Raw genomic sequence first — 14,981 nt, 5'->3', positions numbered from 1 at the left:
CGGGCAGGAGCGACAGGTAATCGAGCAGGATGTTGCGCAGCGCGCGGCGCCCAGCGCTTGCCGAGTCGGGCGTGAACGGACCGTTGTCGGCCAGGCTGGCGTAAAGGGCCGAGAAGATCTCGCGATTCGCCATGGCAATCGTCCGCGCCAGCGCCTCGCGGGCGACGAAAATGGCGTCGGGATCGATGCCCTGGCCGATGTCGCGCGCAATATCGGCCTCGCCGGGCAGCGACAGAGCCAGCGCCCGGTAGGCCGGCTCCAGCGTCTCGTCGCGGGCAATGCTTCCGGCAAGCTCGGCGAGCTTTGCGTCGAAGGCCGACTCTTTGCCGCCCAGCAGCTGGCGGAACGCCGCTATGAGCGCGTCGGTGAGCAGCGTGTTGAAGGCCTGCCAGCGCGAGAAAGGATCGCTGTCATGGCTGGCCAGGAAGAACTGGTCGTCGGCCTTCTGCTGCACCGAGAGCGTGATCGGCGCCGAGAAGCCGCGGTTGAGCGACACCGAAGGCCGCTCCGAAACCCCCGAGAAGCGCACCGTGTGCCGCCGCTTTCGGACATGGATGATGCCGTCCTCGACGGTGGCGCCATCGACGGCTGTCCAGGCGACAGGCTTGCCGCCGGCGCCGACCAGGCCGAAGGCGAGGGGAATATGCATCAGCCGCTTGCGGCTTTCCGACGGCGTCGGCGGCACCGACTGTTCGATCTCCAGCGTGAATGCCTTGGCCGCCGCATTGTAGGAGGAACTCACCGTCAGGTTCGGTGTGCCGGCCTGATGGTACCAGAGCGCGAACTGCCCGAGGTCTCGGCCCGAGACGTCCTCGAACACTTTGAGGAAGTCCTCGATCGTCGCCGCTTCGCCGTCATGCCGCTCGAAATAGAGGTCCATACCGGCTCGGAAGGTTTCCGCTCCGAGGATGGTGCGGATCATGCGCACCACTTCCGAGCCCTTCTCGTAGACTGTTGCCGTGTAGAAGTTGTTGATCTCGCGGTAGCGGCGCGGCCTGACCGGATGCGCCAATGGTCCCTGGTCCTCGGGGAACTGATGCGCGCGCAGCGTGCGCACCTCGGCGATGCGCTTTACCGCGCGCGAGCGCTGGTCGGCCGAGAATTCGTGGTCGCGGTAAACCGTCAGCCCTTCCTTCAGGCAGAGCTGGAACCAGTCGCGGCAAGTGATTCTGTTGCCTGTCCAATTGTGGAAATATTCATGCGCGATGATCGCCTCGATATTGGCGAAATCGGCATCGGTCGCCGTCTCCTCGTCGGCCAGCACATATTTGTCGTTGAAGATGTTGAGGCCCTTGTTCTCCATGGCGCCCATGTTGAAGTCTGACACGGCGACGATGTTGAAGACGTCGAGGTCGTATTCGCGGCCGAAGACCTCCTCGTCCCATTTCATCGAGCGCTTCAGCGCATCCATCGCGTAGCCGGCGAGCCGCTCCTTGCCGGGCTCGACATAGATGCCGAGCTCGACCTTGCGGCCGGATAGGGTGGTGAAGCTTCCCGCGACCTTGCCGAGCGCGCCAGCCACCAGCGCAAAGAGATAGGAAGGCTTCGGGAAGGGGTCGTGCCAGACGGCATAGTGCCGGCCATCCGCGAGCGCCCTGCTTTCTACGGGGTTGCCGTTGGACAGCAGCAGCGGCGCCTCGTTGTGCGGCGCCTCGATGCGCACGGTGTAGACCGAGAGGACGTCTGGACGATCGAGGAAATAGGTAATGCGGCGAAACCCCTCCGCCTCGCATTGGGTGCAATAGACATTGTTGGAGCGATAAAGGCCCATCAGCGCCTCGTTGCTGGACGGCGCGACCTCGGTCTCGAGACGAAGCTCGAAGCGCCGTGCCGCCGGCGGCGTCGGAATGATCAGCTGGTCGGGCGTAGCCTGATAGTCGGCTTCCGGGAGTACCTGCCCGTCGATGGCAACGCTGAGCAGCTTCAGCCCGTCGCCGTCGAGTGCCAGCTGCGTAGAAGCGGCGACCCCCTGGCGTCGCTCGACGGTGAGCACGGCAGTGACGCGGGTGGCATCCGGAGACAGACGGAAATCGAGGCTGGTCCGCGGAATGAGATAGTCGCTGGGGCGGTAGTCTTCGAGCTTGAAGACATGGCCGGTATCTGTGCGCATTCCGTCGTTTTTCCTATCAATTCGGGTGGGCAGTAGGCTTTGCTGGTGAGGGAATTCTAAAGTCCGCGCTCTTTACACCAAACGGTCACTCGACAAAACTGCGCCAAGGTCTATTTCTGGGCTTCGTTTTCCGACCATCGTCACGAGGCAAGATGACCGTCGATCATGCCGTCGGCCACAATATGCTGCGCGGCATTGCGCTGAAGATTGTCTCCGTGGCGGTCTTTGTCGGCATGCAGACCTGTATCAAGGCGGCCGGCGCCGTGCCCGCCGGACAGATCGTCTTCTTCCGCTCCTTCTTTGCCATCTTGCCGATCATCGCCTTTCTGGCCTTCAAGGGCCAGCTCGCCACCGCATTCACCACGAAACGGCCGTTCAACCACATCGCGCGCGGCGTCGTCGGCGTCGGCGCTATGGGGCTCGGCTTCTTCGCGCTGACCAGGTTGCCACTTCCCGAAGCGATCACGCTGAATTATGCCCAGCCGCTGCTGGTCGTGGTGTTCTCTTCGATCTTCCTGGGCGAGACGATCCGCGTCTATCGCTGGAGCGCGGTCGCCTTCGGCCTCGTCGGCGTGTTGATCGTTTCCTGGCCGGAACTGACGCTGTTGCATTCCGACGAGGCGCTCGACGACCAGGAGGTGCTTGGCGTCATGGCGGCGCTGATCGCCGCGGCGATCTCGGCCGTCGCCATGCTTCTGGTACGCAATCTCGTGCAGACCGAGAAGACGGCGACCATCGTGCTGTGGTTTTCCTCGACGGCGAGCGTGCTGGCGCTGCTCACCCTGCCTTTCGGCTGGCAGATGCTGACGCCGATGCAAGCCGCGCTGCTTGTCATGGCCGGCTTCTGCGGCGGGCTCGGTCAGATCCTGATGACGGCCGCCTACCGCCACGCCGAGGCTTCGGTCGTGGCGCCTTTCGAATATAGCTCGATGATTCTCGGCGTCGTCATCGGCTATCTTGTGTTCGGCGATGTGACGTCGCTCAACACGCTGATCGGCGGCAACCACAATCACGCCGCCGCAGGGGTAAGCCTACGAAGCGGCCGTCCGCTCCTTCGCCAGCCGCACCAGCACGGTCCGCGTCTGGTCGTCGGCGGGGAAGAAGGATTCGATCGCCAGCTCCGACAGCGTCACGTCGAGCGGCGTACCGAAGACGGTGATCGTGCTGATGAAGGACAGCACCTGATCGCCATGCGCGAGCCTGAGCGGATGGACGATGCCGCTTGGCTCGACCGGCGCCGGCCGGCTGCTCCTCAGCCCGGACGGATAGCCGCGCAATTCCTTCTCCAACTCGATCAGCATGGAGTCGCCGGTGGCGTCGTTCCGGTGCTTGAGGCGCTCGAGCAGATGCGCGCGCCATTCCGCGAGGTTGACGATGCGCGGCGCGACGCCACCGGGATGCAGGCTGAGCCTCAGCACATTGACCGGCGGCTTGAGCAGCCACGGCTCCGAGACGTCGGCCAGGAACGGGCCGATCGCCGCGTTGGCGCAAACGAGGTTCCAGTGCCGGTCGACCGCCAGCGCCGGGAAGGGCTCGTGGCCCTTGAGCACCGTCTCGACCGCAGCCATCGCCGGCGCCAGCGTCGTATCGGTCAGCGGCCTTTCGCTGAAGCTCGGCGCGAAGCCGGCCGCGAGCAAAAGCTGGTTGCGCTGGCGTAGAGGAATGGCAAGCTGCTCGGCCAGATGCAGCACCATCTCGCGCGAAGGCTGGGCGCGGCCGCTTTCGACGAAGGAGAGATGCCGCTGCGAGATATCGGCTTCCATGGCGAGGCCGAGCTGGCTCATGCGCCGGCGCGTGCGCCACTCACGAATGAGGCTGCCGGCGGAGACGTCGGGTGTTGTCATGGGGGATGAGTAGGCCGGCGAGGGGAGTAATTCAATTACCTTAGAGGTTATCGCTCCCCTTCTCCCTTGTTGTGGGAGAAGGGGAGGTGCTTCACCCCAACGCCCTCAGTTTCGCCTTCACCTCGAGAAAATCCCGCCACGCCAGCTTCTTGTGTGCAGGCGTGCGAAGCAGATACGCCGGATGCAGCGTCGGCATCGCTGGAATGGCAATGCCCGACTGGGTGGTGTGGACGCGCCAATTGCCGCGCAGGCGCAGGATGCCCTCGGTCGTGTTGAGCAGCGTCTTGGCGGAAGGGCCGCCGAGATTGACCAGCACCTTCGGATTGACCAGCTCGATCTGCCTTTCGATGAACGGGCGGCAGATCTCGGTCTCGTGCGGCGTCGGCGTTCGGTTGCCCGGCGGGCGCCACGGGATGACGTTGGCAATATAGGCCGATGTCCGGTCGAGGCCGATCGCTGCCAGCATGCTGTCGAGCAGCCGTCCGGAGCGGCCGACGAAGGGCAGCCCTTCGAGGTCCTCGTCGCGGCCCGGCGCCTCGCCGACGAGCATCAGGTCGGCATTCGGGTTGCCGTCGGCGAAGACCAGGTTCTTGGCGGTGAATTTGAGATTGCAGCCGTCGAACGCCGCCATCTGCTGGCGCAGTTCGTCAAGCGTCGAGGCGCTCGCCGCCAGCTGCCGCGCGAGCTTGATCTGCCCCTCGTCGGGGACCGTGGCGGTGGTGAGCGTCGGGCGCCGCGGCGCATCGGGCACTTGGCTTGCGTCAAGTCCCGTCGATGCCGCCGGCCGTTCCGCCGCCCGGCCTGCCTCCAATCCGGGCTCCGATGCCGGCCGCTCCAGGGGCATGCTTTCACGCGCGGTTGCGGCCTGCGCCGGCGCGCGCTCGGCTTGCTTCGGCTTGGCCTCGGCGAAGCGGTTGACAGGTGTGTCTTCCAGCGCCTCGTCAACGCCGGCGCTGGCATAGAAGGCCAGCAGCTCTGCGATATCGATCGGGTTGTTGGGGGAGGCGGCAGTCATGGCGCCACCATCGTCCGCGCGGCAAAGATTTGCAACCGCCGGGAATTCGCCATTCAGCGCAATGTCTGTCAGCCCGTCGGTATGCGCGGATCCTGCACCAGGAAGAATGTCCAGCGCGGCGTGTAGTCGGTGATCAGGAACTCGAACGTCGCCGTCTTCAGCGGGTCGACCTTGCCGTTCTTGAACAAGAGCCGGTCATAGGGTTCGAACTGGCGGTCGAAATCGGCGAAGTTGCTCGAGACGATGTTGTCGGGATTCTTGTTGCGCTGGTCGAAGGAGAGACCGTCGCCGAACACGCTCGGCTGGTCGAGGATTTCCTGCAGCTCGAACTGGAACTCGACCCAGGGCAGGGAGCTATTGTTGAGCACGTCGATGCGCATGTACATAACCCCATTGGCCACGTTGCCGGCCCTGCCGAAGGCTTCGATCGGCCGGATCGCGCGGATGGTCAGCGTCACTGGCGTCGCCGAATTCAGCTCCTCGGTGATGACCAGCGGGTCATCCTTGGTGCCAATTCCGGAAGCGCCGGTGATGCGGAAGCCGCCGAGCTCGTCGGAAAAGGAGTAGGCGCCGGCCGCCCAGACTTTTTGCGGATCGGCCTGGGCGGCGCCGAGCGAAAAGAGGAGCGGAAGAACCGCGCGGCAGAGCACGCCGAGCGTGAAGAGTAAGCGCTTCAATGAAAAGCCGATTGGCTCGGGAGTGCGCATGGGGCCAAGTATTGCCGATAAGCAAGCCGTCGAACAATTAAAAACGTGCCGGACAGGCCTGGCCTTCCAACTGCATGGCCCTGGCCTATGCTTCGCCGTCGCCTGTCCGATGGCCGTTTCGTATGGAACACCGCGACTTTTTGTCGAAATCGGCTTTGTCACGTCAGCGCCGGTTTCGCGTCGCGAATTGATGCGCTATGCAGCGCGTGAGCCAGCAAAATGCGAGAATAGGGCAAGCCAGCGAGGGGCAGATGAGCGAAATCGAACGCGAGAGCATGGAATTCGACGTGGTCATCGTCGGCGCCGGTCCGGCCGGCCTTGCCGCGGCGATCCGTCTGAAGCAGCTCAACCCCGACCTTTCCGTCGTCGTGCTGGAAAAAGGCGGCGAGGTCGGCGCCCATATCCTGTCCGGCGCCGTCGTCGACCCGATCGGCATCGACCGCCTTTTGCCGGGCTGGCGCGAGGAGGAAGGGCACCCTTTCAAGACGCCTGTCACCGACGATCATTTTCTGGTGCTCGGCCCCGCCGGGTCCTTCCGCCTGCCCAACTTCCTGATGCCGCCGCTGATGAACAATCACGGCAATTACATCGTCTCGCTCGGCAATGTCTGCCGCTGGCTGGCAACCAAGGCCGAGGCGCTCGGCGTCGAGATTTATCCGGGCTTTGCCGCGGCGAGCCTTGTCTACAACGAAGCCGGCGCCGTGACCGGCGTGATCACTGGCGACATGGGCGTCGAGAAGGACGGCACGCATGGCCCGGCCTACGCCCCCGGCATGGCGCTGATGGGCAAATACGTGCTGATCGGCGAGGGCGCGCGCGGCTCTTTGGCCAAGCAACTGATCGACAAATACCAGCTTGCCGACGGCCGCGAGCCCGCCAAATTCGGCATCGGTCTCAAGGAACTCTGGCAGGTCAAGCCTGAGAACCACAAGCCGGGGCTGGTGCAGCACTCCTTCGGCTGGCCCCTCGACATGAAAACCGGCGGCGGCTCCTTCCTCTACCATCTCGAAGACAACCAGGTGGCGGTCGGCTTCGTCGTCCATCTGAACTATAAGAACCCCTGGCTCTCGCCCTTCGAGGAATTCCAGCGCTTCAAGACTCATCCGGCGATCAGAGGCACCTTCGAGGGCGCCAAGCGGATCGGCTATGGCGCGCGCGCCATTACCGAGGGCGGCTGGCAATCGGTGCCGAAGCTTTCATTCCCGGGCGGCGTGCTGATGGGCTGCGCGGCCGGCTTCGTCAACGTGCCCCGCATCAAGGGCTCGCACAATGCGGTGCTGTCGGGCATGCTGGCGGCCGAGCATGTCGCGGACGCCATTGCCGCCGGCCGGGCCAATGACGAGCTCGCCTCCTATGAAGACGCCTGGCGCGGCAGCGACATCGGCAGGGACCTGAAGAAGGTGCGCAACGTGAAGCCGCTGTGGTCGCGCTTCGGCACCATCGTCGGTGTCGGCATCGGTGGTCTCGACATGTGGCTGAACACGCTGTTCGGCTTCTCGCCCTTCGGCACGCTGAAGCACGGCAAGGCCGACTATGCGACGCTCGAGCCCGCCTCCAAGCACCAGAAAATCGCTTATCCGAAGGCGGATGGCGTCTTGACCTTCGACCGGCTCTCCTCGGTGTTTTTGTCCAACACCAACCATGAGGAAAATGAGCCCGTGCACCTCATCGTCGGCGACATGGCGCTGCAGCAGCGTTCCGAGCACGACGTGTTCGCCGGGCCATCGACCCGCTACTGCCCGGCCGGCGTCTATGAGTGGGTGGACAAGGACGGCAATGCCGCTGCCGACCCGTCCGCCAAGGACGTGCGCTTCGTCATCAACGCGCAGAACTGCGTCCACTGCAAGACTTGCGACATCAAGGACCCGAACCGGAACATCAATTGGGTGCCCCCGCAAGGCGGAGAGGGGCCGGTCTACCAAGGCATGTGAGCCCCACGTCTGGCCGCGCCGGCTCGCCAGCCGCCATCCTGCGGCTGGCGAGAGCCGGGTAACAGGCGGCACCGACGAGCAATACCGGTTGCGACGGCGCAACCTCAAGGCTGTTGAATCCGCTGCCTGCTTGTGTTCCCTTTCCCTAAGGATAGGGAGGAGACGGTTATGCGCATGGCGGTTCTGACATGCCTTGTCGCTCTCGGCGCGCTCTGCGCGCCGCAGGCTTCGGCCGGCACCAGGGTGCTGGTCCAGACGCGCACCTATGACATTGCCGGCAATTCGGGCGCGGCGCTCATCGAGGCGATGGGCAGCAAAGGTCCCAAGCACGGCTTCATGACGCATGCCATCGCCCAGACCGCCTATACGGCCGACTGGGAGCTTGGCGTTATCCAGGACAAGGGCTCGTGCCGGATACGGCAGGCAAACGGAACGCTCAGTCTCTTCTACACTTTCCCCCGCTTGGCGTCGCCAGCCACGCCTGCATTGAAGAAGCGCTGGAACCGGTTCTTCGCCGGCGTGCGCGCCCACGAGGGAACCCATGGCCGCATTGCCCGGGAAATGATGCGCGTCACCGATCGCTCGATCACCGGTCTTAGGGTCGCTAACGACCCTTATTGCTACAAGGCGCGCAGCGAGGCGCGCCGGCGCATCCAGGCCGTCTATGCCGAATACGAGGCCAGGCAAAATGCCTTCGATGCCCGCGAGCACCGCGAAGGCGGTCATGTCGAGCACCTCGTCGCTGCTTTGATCAGGCCTTAGCGGCACAAGCAGAAACCGGCGATGCGGCGGGAAGCAATGCGACGCTAACCGCCCGTGTTGTCAAGTTGTGCGTTTGCCGCCAGCGCCGACTGATGCTCGTCCTCGGGCTGTCGGCCGTCGGACCGCAACGAGAACTCGATCAGCACCGGCAAGTGGTCGGAGCCGGCGTCTTCCAGCCGCGTCGCCGAATGGATCGTCACGGCCCCCTTGCTGAACACCTGGTCGATCGGCAGGCCGGCGAAGCGCCGGATGAAATCCGGTAGCTTCCGATGGATCCAGGTCGGCCCGGCCGACGGCATCACGCTCAGTCCGCCGAGCGAGGCGACACGACGCACCGCAGCGCTCCACGGCGCGGCGTTGCAGTCGCCGGCCATGATGGCGGTTTCGCCGAGCGCGGCAAGCGGCTCCGCCAGCTCGCCGATCTGCCAGTACTGCTCGCGCGGCCACGGCCAGCTCAAATGGATTGCCGCGACATCGACGCCGGTGCCGCCGAAATCGACCGTGGCGGTTGCCATCGCGCCGCGCGGCTCGCAATCCGGCGCCGTGCCGGCGGCAAAAGGCCGTCGCGAGAGCAGCGCGACGCCGAACACGCCGTTGGGGTAGGGGCAGAGGATGCGGTACGGATAGGCGCCGGTGATATAGCCGAGCTCTCTCGTCCACATTCCCGACACCTCGTCGAGGGTGATCACGTCAGGATTGGTGCGGCCGATCAGCGACAGCACCTTCTTGGGTGTCGGATTGTCGAAGCGAAGATTGATCTGCAGCAGGCTGTAGACGATACGGTCGGCAGGTTTGGCGACCGCCTGCTGCGGCCACAACCTGGGCAGTGCGCTGGCCGTCGTGGCAAGGCAGGCGAGGGCGAAGAGCAGCGCTGCTGCCGCTTGCAGCCGGTACGAACTGGCAAGCAGCGCCACCGCCAGCAGCGCCGTGAGCACGCTCAGATGAATACGAAAATGCGAGAACGAATCGAGGGCTGGATGCAGCGCGCCGAGGAATCCGGCCAGCAGCGCGGCCGTGAGTGCCGTCATCGCCAGGAATGCCACCCCAGCCGTCATGTTTGAGCGCGCGCCGCCTGTTGTCATGTCAGTCGTGTTCTGCCGAATGTCGCCGGCATCTTTTTGCAGCGACATAGTCTCGCTCAGGCCTGCTTATCGGCAAAATTGCGGCCCGGGCAAGACGATGAGTTGCCTCGGCTACTGGAAAGCAGTCTCGGAGAAGCTTCTCAACTTGCGCGAATGCAGCCGCTCCATCGGCATTTCGGCCAGCTTCTCCATCGCCCTGATGCCGATGGTGAGGTGCTGCGCCACCTGCCGCTTGTAGAATTCCGTCGCCATGCCGGGCAGTTTCAGTTCGCCATGCAAAGGCTTGTCGGAGACGCACAGCAGCGTGCCGTAGGGCACGCGGAAGCGGAAGCCGTTGGCGGCGATCGTCGCCGATTCCATGTCGAGCGCGATGGCGCGCGACTGCGAAAGGCGCTGCACCGGTCCGCGCTGGTCACGCAGTTCCCAGTTGCGGTTGTCGATGGTGGCGACGGTGCCGGTGCGCATGATGCGCTTGAGATCGTAGCCGGAAAGTCCCGTTACCTCGGCGACCGCTTCCTGCAGCGCCACCTGGATCTCGGCCAGCGGCGGGATCGGCACCCAGACCGGCAGGTCGTCGTCGAGCACATGATCCTCGCGCACATAAGCATGGGCCAGCACGTAGTCGCCCAGTGCCTGCGTATTGCGCAGGCCGGCGCAGTGGCCGAGCATCACCCAGGCATGTGGCCGAAGCACCGCGATATGGTCGGTGATGGTCTTGGCATTGGACGGGCCGACGCCGATATTGACCATGGTGATGCCGCCATGGCCCGACTTCTTCAGGTGGTAGGCCGGCATTTGCGGCAGGCGCTGTGGCGGGGTGCCTTCGCTCGCCGCGCCGGCCCCGGCCTTAGTCACGAGGTTGCCCGGCTCGACGAATTCGCTGTAACCGCCGCCGCCGCTCTCCATCAGCTCGCGGGCCCGCGCCACGAACTCGTCGATGTAAAACTGGTAATTGGTGAACAGCACGAAATTCTGGAAATGCTGCGGGCTGGTCGCCGTGTAGTGCGTCATGCGGTGCAGCGAATAGTCGATGCGCTGGGCCGTGAACGGCGCCAGCGGCCTCGGCTCGCCGAACGCCACCTCGAAAGTGCCGTTGGCGATCTGGTCGTCCGTGCCGTCGAGATCCGGCACGTCGAACAGGTCGCGGATCGGCCGCCTGATCCGCTCGGCAGCCGTGCCATCGACATAGGTGCCCTCCAGGAAGGCGAAATGCAGCGGGATCGGCGTCGTCGATTCCGACACCGTGACCTGGACGCCGTGATTGCGCATGATGAGCCGAAGCTGCTCGACGAGATAGTTCTCGAACAGCTTTGGCTGGGTGATGGTGGTGGCAAAATGCCCGGGCGTCGGCATATGGCCGTAGGCCTGGCGCGAGTCGATCTGCGTGAACGAGGTGGTGGTGACGCCGATCTGCGGATAGAAGGCCCGGTAGCGCCTGCTCTCGTCGCCGCCGGCGGCGAGCTTGGCGAAGGAATCGCGCAGGAATTTGGTGTTGCGGTCGTAGAGCGCCTCCAGCGCCGCGACCGCCTTCTTGGCGTCGTCAAAACTCTGCCTGCCGAAAGGCTCCGGCATGACGACCGATTCGATGGCTTGGGGGTAGATTCGCTTTTCCATGGCCCAATATAGGGATTTGGAAGAGCGCTTGGGAGGGGGAGGCGGGCGCGAAGCCCGCCTTGCGGAGTATTTTTCTCTGGCCGTGTCAGCCACGCTGCAGGCTGACCAGCAGCACGAAGCCGATGCCTGCCTTCTTCGGCGTTGGCGCCTCGATGACCGAACCGGCGTCGGCGCGCATCATCGGCACCGCCAGCACAGGAGCGGCAAGCACCATCAGGATGAGCATCGCCCGCGGCAGGAGCCGAAGAGCTTTGAGGGTGGAGGCAGCGATGCGGTTCATGGTGGTCGTTCCGGTTTCGAGTATTGGTCGTTTCAGCGGCCGAAATGGTTCATGCAGTCCAGCCGGCAGGTATCGGCCATTCGCGGTGAGCGCGCCGGACGGCCGGCTTCGGCCACGAGGATGGCGAAGAACATGCCGAACAGGCTCATCAGCAGGCAGACGATGGTGAAGCGGCGGACAAGCATTGGTCTCTCCTTCAATGGCGAGGAGAATGCCCGAACGCCTCTGAACCGGTTCTGAGACCGATATTCATCTGCCGTTCAAATTGGCTGATGGGGTCATGACCGGCCGAAGGCCTGCGAAGTGCCTTGTCCAGCGTTGCGCTCAGAAACGGCGCTCAAAAAGAAAACGGGGCGCCGGGCCCCGTTTTTGCATCGTCATCCGTTCGACTGTCAGAGCTTGTGCCAGGTCTGGGTCTTGCAGATCAGTCCGCCCAGAACGCAGCCGCTCATTTTTAGCGAGGTGCCGGAAAGCGTCGCCTTGCCGGAATAGGTCTTGTCGGTTTCCGGGTCTGTTATTGTGCCGGTGTACTTGTTGTCGCCGGTCGCCTTGAAGGAGCCGATCGTCTTGCCGGCATATTTGCCGGACTTGAGCGTGATGGAAAACGCCCCGCCGCCGGCGATCGCCGCCGTCGATCCGGCCTGCGTCTTCCAATTGCCCTCGATCGGGTCGGCCGACGCGGCGCCTGCCATCATCAAGGTGGCCGCCAGGGCCAGGCTGACTTTTCGAAACATGCTTGTCCTTCCTTTAGGGTTCCGGCGGGCCTCGTTCCGCCTCTCTGTCCCTTACGCAAACGTAAAGCTAATCCAGCCATCGCCAAAACGAAAGCCGTGCCGCGACGGAAGCTTGCAAGGATTTCGGCCGGGTCGATCGTTGAAAATGAACGGATGGCGAAAAAGGCTTCGGTTTCCGTGGTTAGCGAAGTCTTGATTCCCGCGCCCCAAATTTTCGACGAATTTGGCGCAGATCGGCTGAATTGCTGGATTCCTATGCTTAACGGTTCTTCGCGTTTACCTCTTGTTTTAGCTTTGTTTTCTTCAAATTAAGCAAGCCATTTAACGACGGATTCAAGGCGAGCCGTCATCCTCGAAAGCATCGAAAGAGCGGCCCGCCCAGGGGACTTCCAGGGACAGAAGGAGGCAGCTCTCGGGAGCAGACAGGGGATTGAAATGGCACGCTTTGAAATGCTTGAAGCCGGCTTCGGCGCCATGGGGGCAACTGCCCAGGCCGACATTCTTTTCGAACTGGGCATGATGTATGCGACCGGCCGCGATTGCGAGACCGACGTCATTGCCGCCCACAAATGGTTCAACATCGCCGCGATCAAGGGATCGCTCCGCGCCGCCGAGCTGCGCTCGGAATTGTCGGCATCGATGTCGAAGGCCGAGATCGCCAAGGCGCTGCGCGAAGCGCGCGAATGGATGACGATGCACTGATTTTGCGGGGTAAGGCCCGGAAGCTCTTAAGGGACAAGGCCGCAAAAAGACGGCCGGTTAACCAGACCAAGAACGCGGCAGGTCAACGAACTCAAGCCGTGCGACAACACAGGGAAGCGAGCGGGTTCAGGCGCGCGGGGCGCCGGGAAGCTCGACTGCAAAAGCCGCGACCGGCCGGGACAAGGCCGGCGCGGCTTTTGCATTTGCGCAGTCTCCGCCTGTATGGGAACGGCGGCTTGGCCCAAGAACTCCCCGTCGAAATGAACCAAATCCCGATACATTGTGCTCTCGACAGTTCCGGCGAAGGGTGAAATTGTCCCGGCTCTCTGGAAGAAGCGTGGCCGGAACGGCCGCGCGCAAGTGGAGGAGTTCTATTGTCATGAAAAGATTGAGTGTTTTGAGCGCGGCCGCATTGGGCCTGACGATGAGCGCATCGGTTGCCTTCGCCGACGACATCACGATTTCGGTGGTCGGCCCGATGACCGGGCAGCTCGCCAACATCGGCGACCAGTTCAAGCAGGGCGCGCAGGCCGCGGCGGATGCCATCAATTCCGCCGGAGGTGTCAACGGCAACAAGATCAAGATCGACATCCAGGACGACCAATGCGATCCGAAGCAGGCGGTGTCGGTCGCCAATCGCATCGTTGCCAACGGCGTCAAGTTCGTCGACGGCCATGCCTGCTCGGGCTCGAGCATTCCCGCTTCCGCCGTCTACGCCGAAGCCGGCACCCTGATGATGAGCCCGGCCTCGTCGAATCCGGAACTGACCGACGCCGCGGCCAAGGCCGGCTGGCCGACGATCATGCGCCTCTACACGCGTGACGATGCGCAGGGCGCTTTCATCGGTCCATGGATCGCCAAGAAATATGCCGGCAAGAACGTCGTCGTCCTGCACGACAAGAGCGCCTACGGTCAGGGCGTTGCCGATGCTGTCAAGGCGACCATGAATGCCGGCGGCCTCAAGGAGGTCGACTATGAAGGCATCAATGCCGGCGAGAAGGACTATTCGGCTTTGGTCACCAAGCTGAAAGAGCTCAAGGCCGACGTCGTCTATTTCGGCGGCTACCATCCGGAGGCCGGCTTGATCCTGCGCCAGGCAGCGGAGCAGAACGTCAAGTTCCAGCTGATCATGCCGGACTCGATCGCCTCGCCGGAATTCTGGCAGATCGCCGGCCCGGCCGGTGAAGGCACGATGTTCGTCTTCCCCTCGGATCCGCAGTCGAAGCCGGAAGCGAAGGAGGCCGTGGCCAAGATCAAGCAAGGCGGCTTCACACCGGAAGGTTTCACGCTGTTCTCCTATGCAGTGATCCAGGCGGTGGCCGAAGGCGTCAAGCGCGCCGGCACCGACGACCCGGCCAAGGTCGCCGAGGCGCTGAAGGACGGCAAGCCGATCAGCACCGTGGTCGGCGACGTGATCTTCGACGAGAAGGGCGACCTGAAGAACGCCAGCTACGACATCAACCAGTGGCACGACGGCAAATACGCGCCGATCAAGCCGTAATTCGTTCTGCAGATCGATTGGAAATGGCCGGGATTTGTCCCGGCCGTTTTCGTATGTGCCTTGGCACTGATTTGGAGGCCAGTTCGGCGCTCTACGGCGCCCCCCTGGAGTCCTGCCGCCCCAGCCAGTTTGTCCCGTTGCCGATCCAAGGCGACCGGCAGCTCAGCCCCGTGCGTCCTCGAACCGCACCAGCACCGTGCCGTCGCTCACTTGCGCGCCTTCGGCCGCGATCTCGGCAATCACCCCATCATGGGGTGCGGCGATCGTGTGCTCCATCTTCATCGCTTCGAGGATCAGGAGCGGCTGGCCCTTGATAACGGTATCGCCCGCTGCCGCGCGCACCAGCTTGACCAATCCCGGCATCGGCGCGCGCAGGCTGTCCGACGCGGCCGCGGCCTCATCCGCCTTGGCCAGCGGATCCGGCACCGTGAATGTATATCCGACCGCTCCTTCGAACACCGTGACATGGCCCGGCCAGCGCGCGCTGCGCGGCATGCTCCTGAGGTCGTGCGCGTTGATCGCGTCATGCGGCGCCTCCAGCGCCACCTGGAAGCGGCCGTCAGGCCGCGCCGATACCCGGGCCAGGATGTTCTCCTCGCCGTAACGCAACCGGGTGCGGCGCGCCAGCGTATGGAAATGCGCGTAGCCGGCGAGCGAGGACCACGGATCGGCGGCCGGACCCGCCGTGCTTGCGTCGGT

14 protein-coding genes and 1 pseudogene are annotated in these 14,981 nt (G+C 63.9%); 5 read left to right on the top strand and 10 right to left on the bottom strand.

The features are described 5' to 3' along the window. A partial coding sequence (pepN, locus tag EOA49_RS24210; RefSeq protein ID WP_127243393.1) for an aminopeptidase N occupies positions 1-2,110 on the bottom strand: 2,110 nt, incomplete at its 3' end. Positions 2,111-2,262: 152 nt separating this feature from the next. On the opposite strand from pepN, the pseudogene EOA49_RS24205 reads away from it, so the two are divergent. Continuing rightward, positions 2,263-3,111: pseudogene (locus tag EOA49_RS24205) on the top strand (DMT family transporter); the annotation flags it as partial. Positions 3,112-3,141: 30 nt separating this feature from the next. Here the strand turns inward: EOA49_RS24205 and EOA49_RS24200 are convergent. The 3 genes from EOA49_RS24200 to EOA49_RS24190 all read right to left on the bottom strand — a co-directional run bounded on the left by EOA49_RS24200 (position 3,142) and on the right by EOA49_RS24190 (position 5,676). Beyond that, entirely contained in the window at positions 3,142-3,954 is an 813-nt protein-coding gene (locus EOA49_RS24200; RefSeq protein WP_127241824.1) for a helix-turn-helix transcriptional regulator, read from the bottom strand. Positions 3,955-4,045: 91 nt separating this feature from the next. Then, complete coding sequence (locus EOA49_RS24195; protein WP_095823702.1) at positions 4,046-4,969, bottom strand: uracil-DNA glycosylase; 924 nt, start codon at positions 4,967-4,969, stop codon at positions 4,046-4,048. A gap of 68 nt (positions 4,970-5,037) precedes the next feature. Next, positions 5,038-5,676, bottom strand: a complete 639-nt coding sequence (locus tag EOA49_RS24190) for a hypothetical protein (protein ID WP_067321008.1) — start codon at positions 5,674-5,676, stop codon at positions 5,038-5,040. Between the two features lie 251 nt (positions 5,677-5,927). Here EOA49_RS24190 and EOA49_RS24185 point away from each other — a divergent pair, with 251 nt between their 5' ends. Continuing rightward, the gene (locus EOA49_RS24185; RefSeq protein WP_095823701.1) at positions 5,928-7,607 is read left to right on the top strand and encodes an electron transfer flavoprotein-ubiquinone oxidoreductase; all 1,680 of its coding nucleotides are present in this window, start codon (positions 5,928-5,930) and stop codon (positions 7,605-7,607) included. 168 nt (positions 7,608-7,775) lie between these two features. After that, complete coding sequence (locus tag EOA49_RS24180; RefSeq protein ID WP_066997555.1) at positions 7,776-8,369, top strand: DUF922 domain-containing protein; 594 nt, start codon at positions 7,776-7,778, stop codon at positions 8,367-8,369. Positions 8,370-8,413: 44 nt separating this feature from the next. On the opposite strand, the gene EOA49_RS24175 is transcribed toward EOA49_RS24180, so the two are convergent. The 5 genes from EOA49_RS24175 to EOA49_RS24160 form a co-directional block, all read right to left on the bottom strand. Beyond that, positions 8,414-9,424, bottom strand: coding sequence for an endonuclease/exonuclease/phosphatase family protein (locus EOA49_RS24175; protein ID WP_127242172.1), 1,011 nt, complete (start codon positions 9,422-9,424; stop codon positions 8,414-8,416). A gap of 138 nt (positions 9,425-9,562) precedes the next feature. Continuing rightward, positions 9,563-11,023, bottom strand: a complete 1,461-nt coding sequence (locus EOA49_RS24170; RefSeq protein ID WP_245299647.1) for an AMP nucleosidase — start codon at positions 11,021-11,023, stop codon at positions 9,563-9,565. A gap of 127 nt (positions 11,024-11,150) precedes the next feature. Next, entirely contained in the window at positions 11,151-11,345 is a 195-nt protein-coding gene (locus EOA49_RS24165) for a hypothetical protein (RefSeq protein WP_067321018.1), read from the bottom strand. Positions 11,346-11,377: 32 nt separating this feature from the next. Next, positions 11,378-11,530: a hypothetical protein gene (locus EOA49_RS32800; RefSeq protein ID WP_164747131.1), complete on the bottom strand. Its 153-nt coding sequence runs from the start codon at positions 11,528-11,530 to the stop codon at positions 11,378-11,380. Positions 11,531-11,737: 207 nt separating this feature from the next. Continuing rightward, the gene (locus tag EOA49_RS24160) at positions 11,738-12,079 is read right to left on the bottom strand and encodes a DUF2147 domain-containing protein (RefSeq protein WP_127217155.1); all 342 of its coding nucleotides are present in this window, start codon (positions 12,077-12,079) and stop codon (positions 11,738-11,740) included. A 435-nt stretch (positions 12,080-12,514) separates the two neighbouring features. Between EOA49_RS24160 and EOA49_RS24155 the strand changes: the two genes are divergently transcribed. Continuing rightward, positions 12,515-12,781 (top strand): sel1 repeat family protein, encoded by a 267-nt coding sequence (locus EOA49_RS24155; RefSeq protein ID WP_066997543.1) that lies wholly within the window; start codon positions 12,515-12,517, stop codon positions 12,779-12,781. Between the two features lie 379 nt (positions 12,782-13,160). Further along, positions 13,161-14,282: an ABC transporter substrate-binding protein gene (locus tag EOA49_RS24150; protein WP_127240713.1), complete on the top strand. Its 1,122-nt coding sequence runs from the start codon at positions 13,161-13,163 to the stop codon at positions 14,280-14,282. 162 nt (positions 14,283-14,444) lie between these two features. Here EOA49_RS24150 and EOA49_RS24145 read toward each other — a convergent pair. After that, positions 14,445-14,981, bottom strand: a 537-nt coding sequence (locus EOA49_RS24145) for a biotin/lipoyl-containing protein (RefSeq protein WP_348626889.1), incomplete at its 5' end; no start/stop codon positions are given.

Origin of the sequence: Mesorhizobium sp. M1A.F.Ca.IN.020.04.1.1 (assembly GCF_003997315.1) — a bacterium.
Taxonomy (GTDB): Bacteria; Pseudomonadota; Alphaproteobacteria; order Rhizobiales; family Rhizobiaceae; genus Mesorhizobium.
The sequence above is the reverse complement of the archived record's forward strand: the minus strand, read 5'-3'. Positions and strand labels throughout refer to the sequence as shown.

What these genes read in the sequence shown, in the direction of transcription:
- EOA49_RS24200 (WP_127241824.1), bottom strand. Translation starts at nt 3,954, where the DNA reads ATGACAACACCCGACGTCTCCGCCGGCAGCCTCATTCGTGAGTGGCGC.
- EOA49_RS24195 (WP_095823702.1), bottom strand. Translation starts at nt 4,969, where the DNA reads ATGACTGCCGCCTCCCCCAACAACCCGATCGATATCGCAGAGCTGCTG.
- EOA49_RS24190 (WP_067321008.1), bottom strand. Translation starts at nt 5,676, where the DNA reads ATGCGCACTCCCGAGCCAATCGGCTTTTCATTGAAGCGCTTACTCTTC.
- EOA49_RS24185 (WP_095823701.1), top strand. Translation starts at nt 5,928, where the DNA reads ATGAGCGAAATCGAACGCGAGAGCATGGAATTCGACGTGGTCATCGTC.
- EOA49_RS24180 (WP_066997555.1), top strand. Translation starts at nt 7,776, where the DNA reads ATGCGCATGGCGGTTCTGACATGCCTTGTCGCTCTCGGCGCGCTCTGC.
- EOA49_RS24175 (WP_127242172.1), bottom strand. Translation starts at nt 9,424, where the DNA reads ATGACGGCTGGGGTGGCATTCCTGGCGATGACGGCACTCACGGCCGCG.
- EOA49_RS24170 (WP_245299647.1), bottom strand. Translation starts at nt 11,023, where the DNA reads ATGCCGGAGCCTTTCGGCAGGCAGAGTTTTGACGACGCCAAGAAGGCG.
- EOA49_RS24165 (WP_067321018.1), bottom strand. Translation starts at nt 11,345, where the DNA reads ATGAACCGCATCGCTGCCTCCACCCTCAAAGCTCTTCGGCTCCTGCCG.
- EOA49_RS32800 (WP_164747131.1), bottom strand. Translation starts at nt 11,530, where the DNA reads ATGCTTGTCCGCCGCTTCACCATCGTCTGCCTGCTGATGAGCCTGTTC.
- EOA49_RS24160 (WP_127217155.1), bottom strand. Translation starts at nt 12,079, where the DNA reads ATGTTTCGAAAAGTCAGCCTGGCCCTGGCGGCCACCTTGATGATGGCA.
- EOA49_RS24155 (WP_066997543.1), top strand. Translation starts at nt 12,515, where the DNA reads ATGGCACGCTTTGAAATGCTTGAAGCCGGCTTCGGCGCCATGGGGGCA.
- EOA49_RS24150 (WP_127240713.1), top strand. Translation starts at nt 13,161, where the DNA reads ATGAAAAGATTGAGTGTTTTGAGCGCGGCCGCATTGGGCCTGACGATG.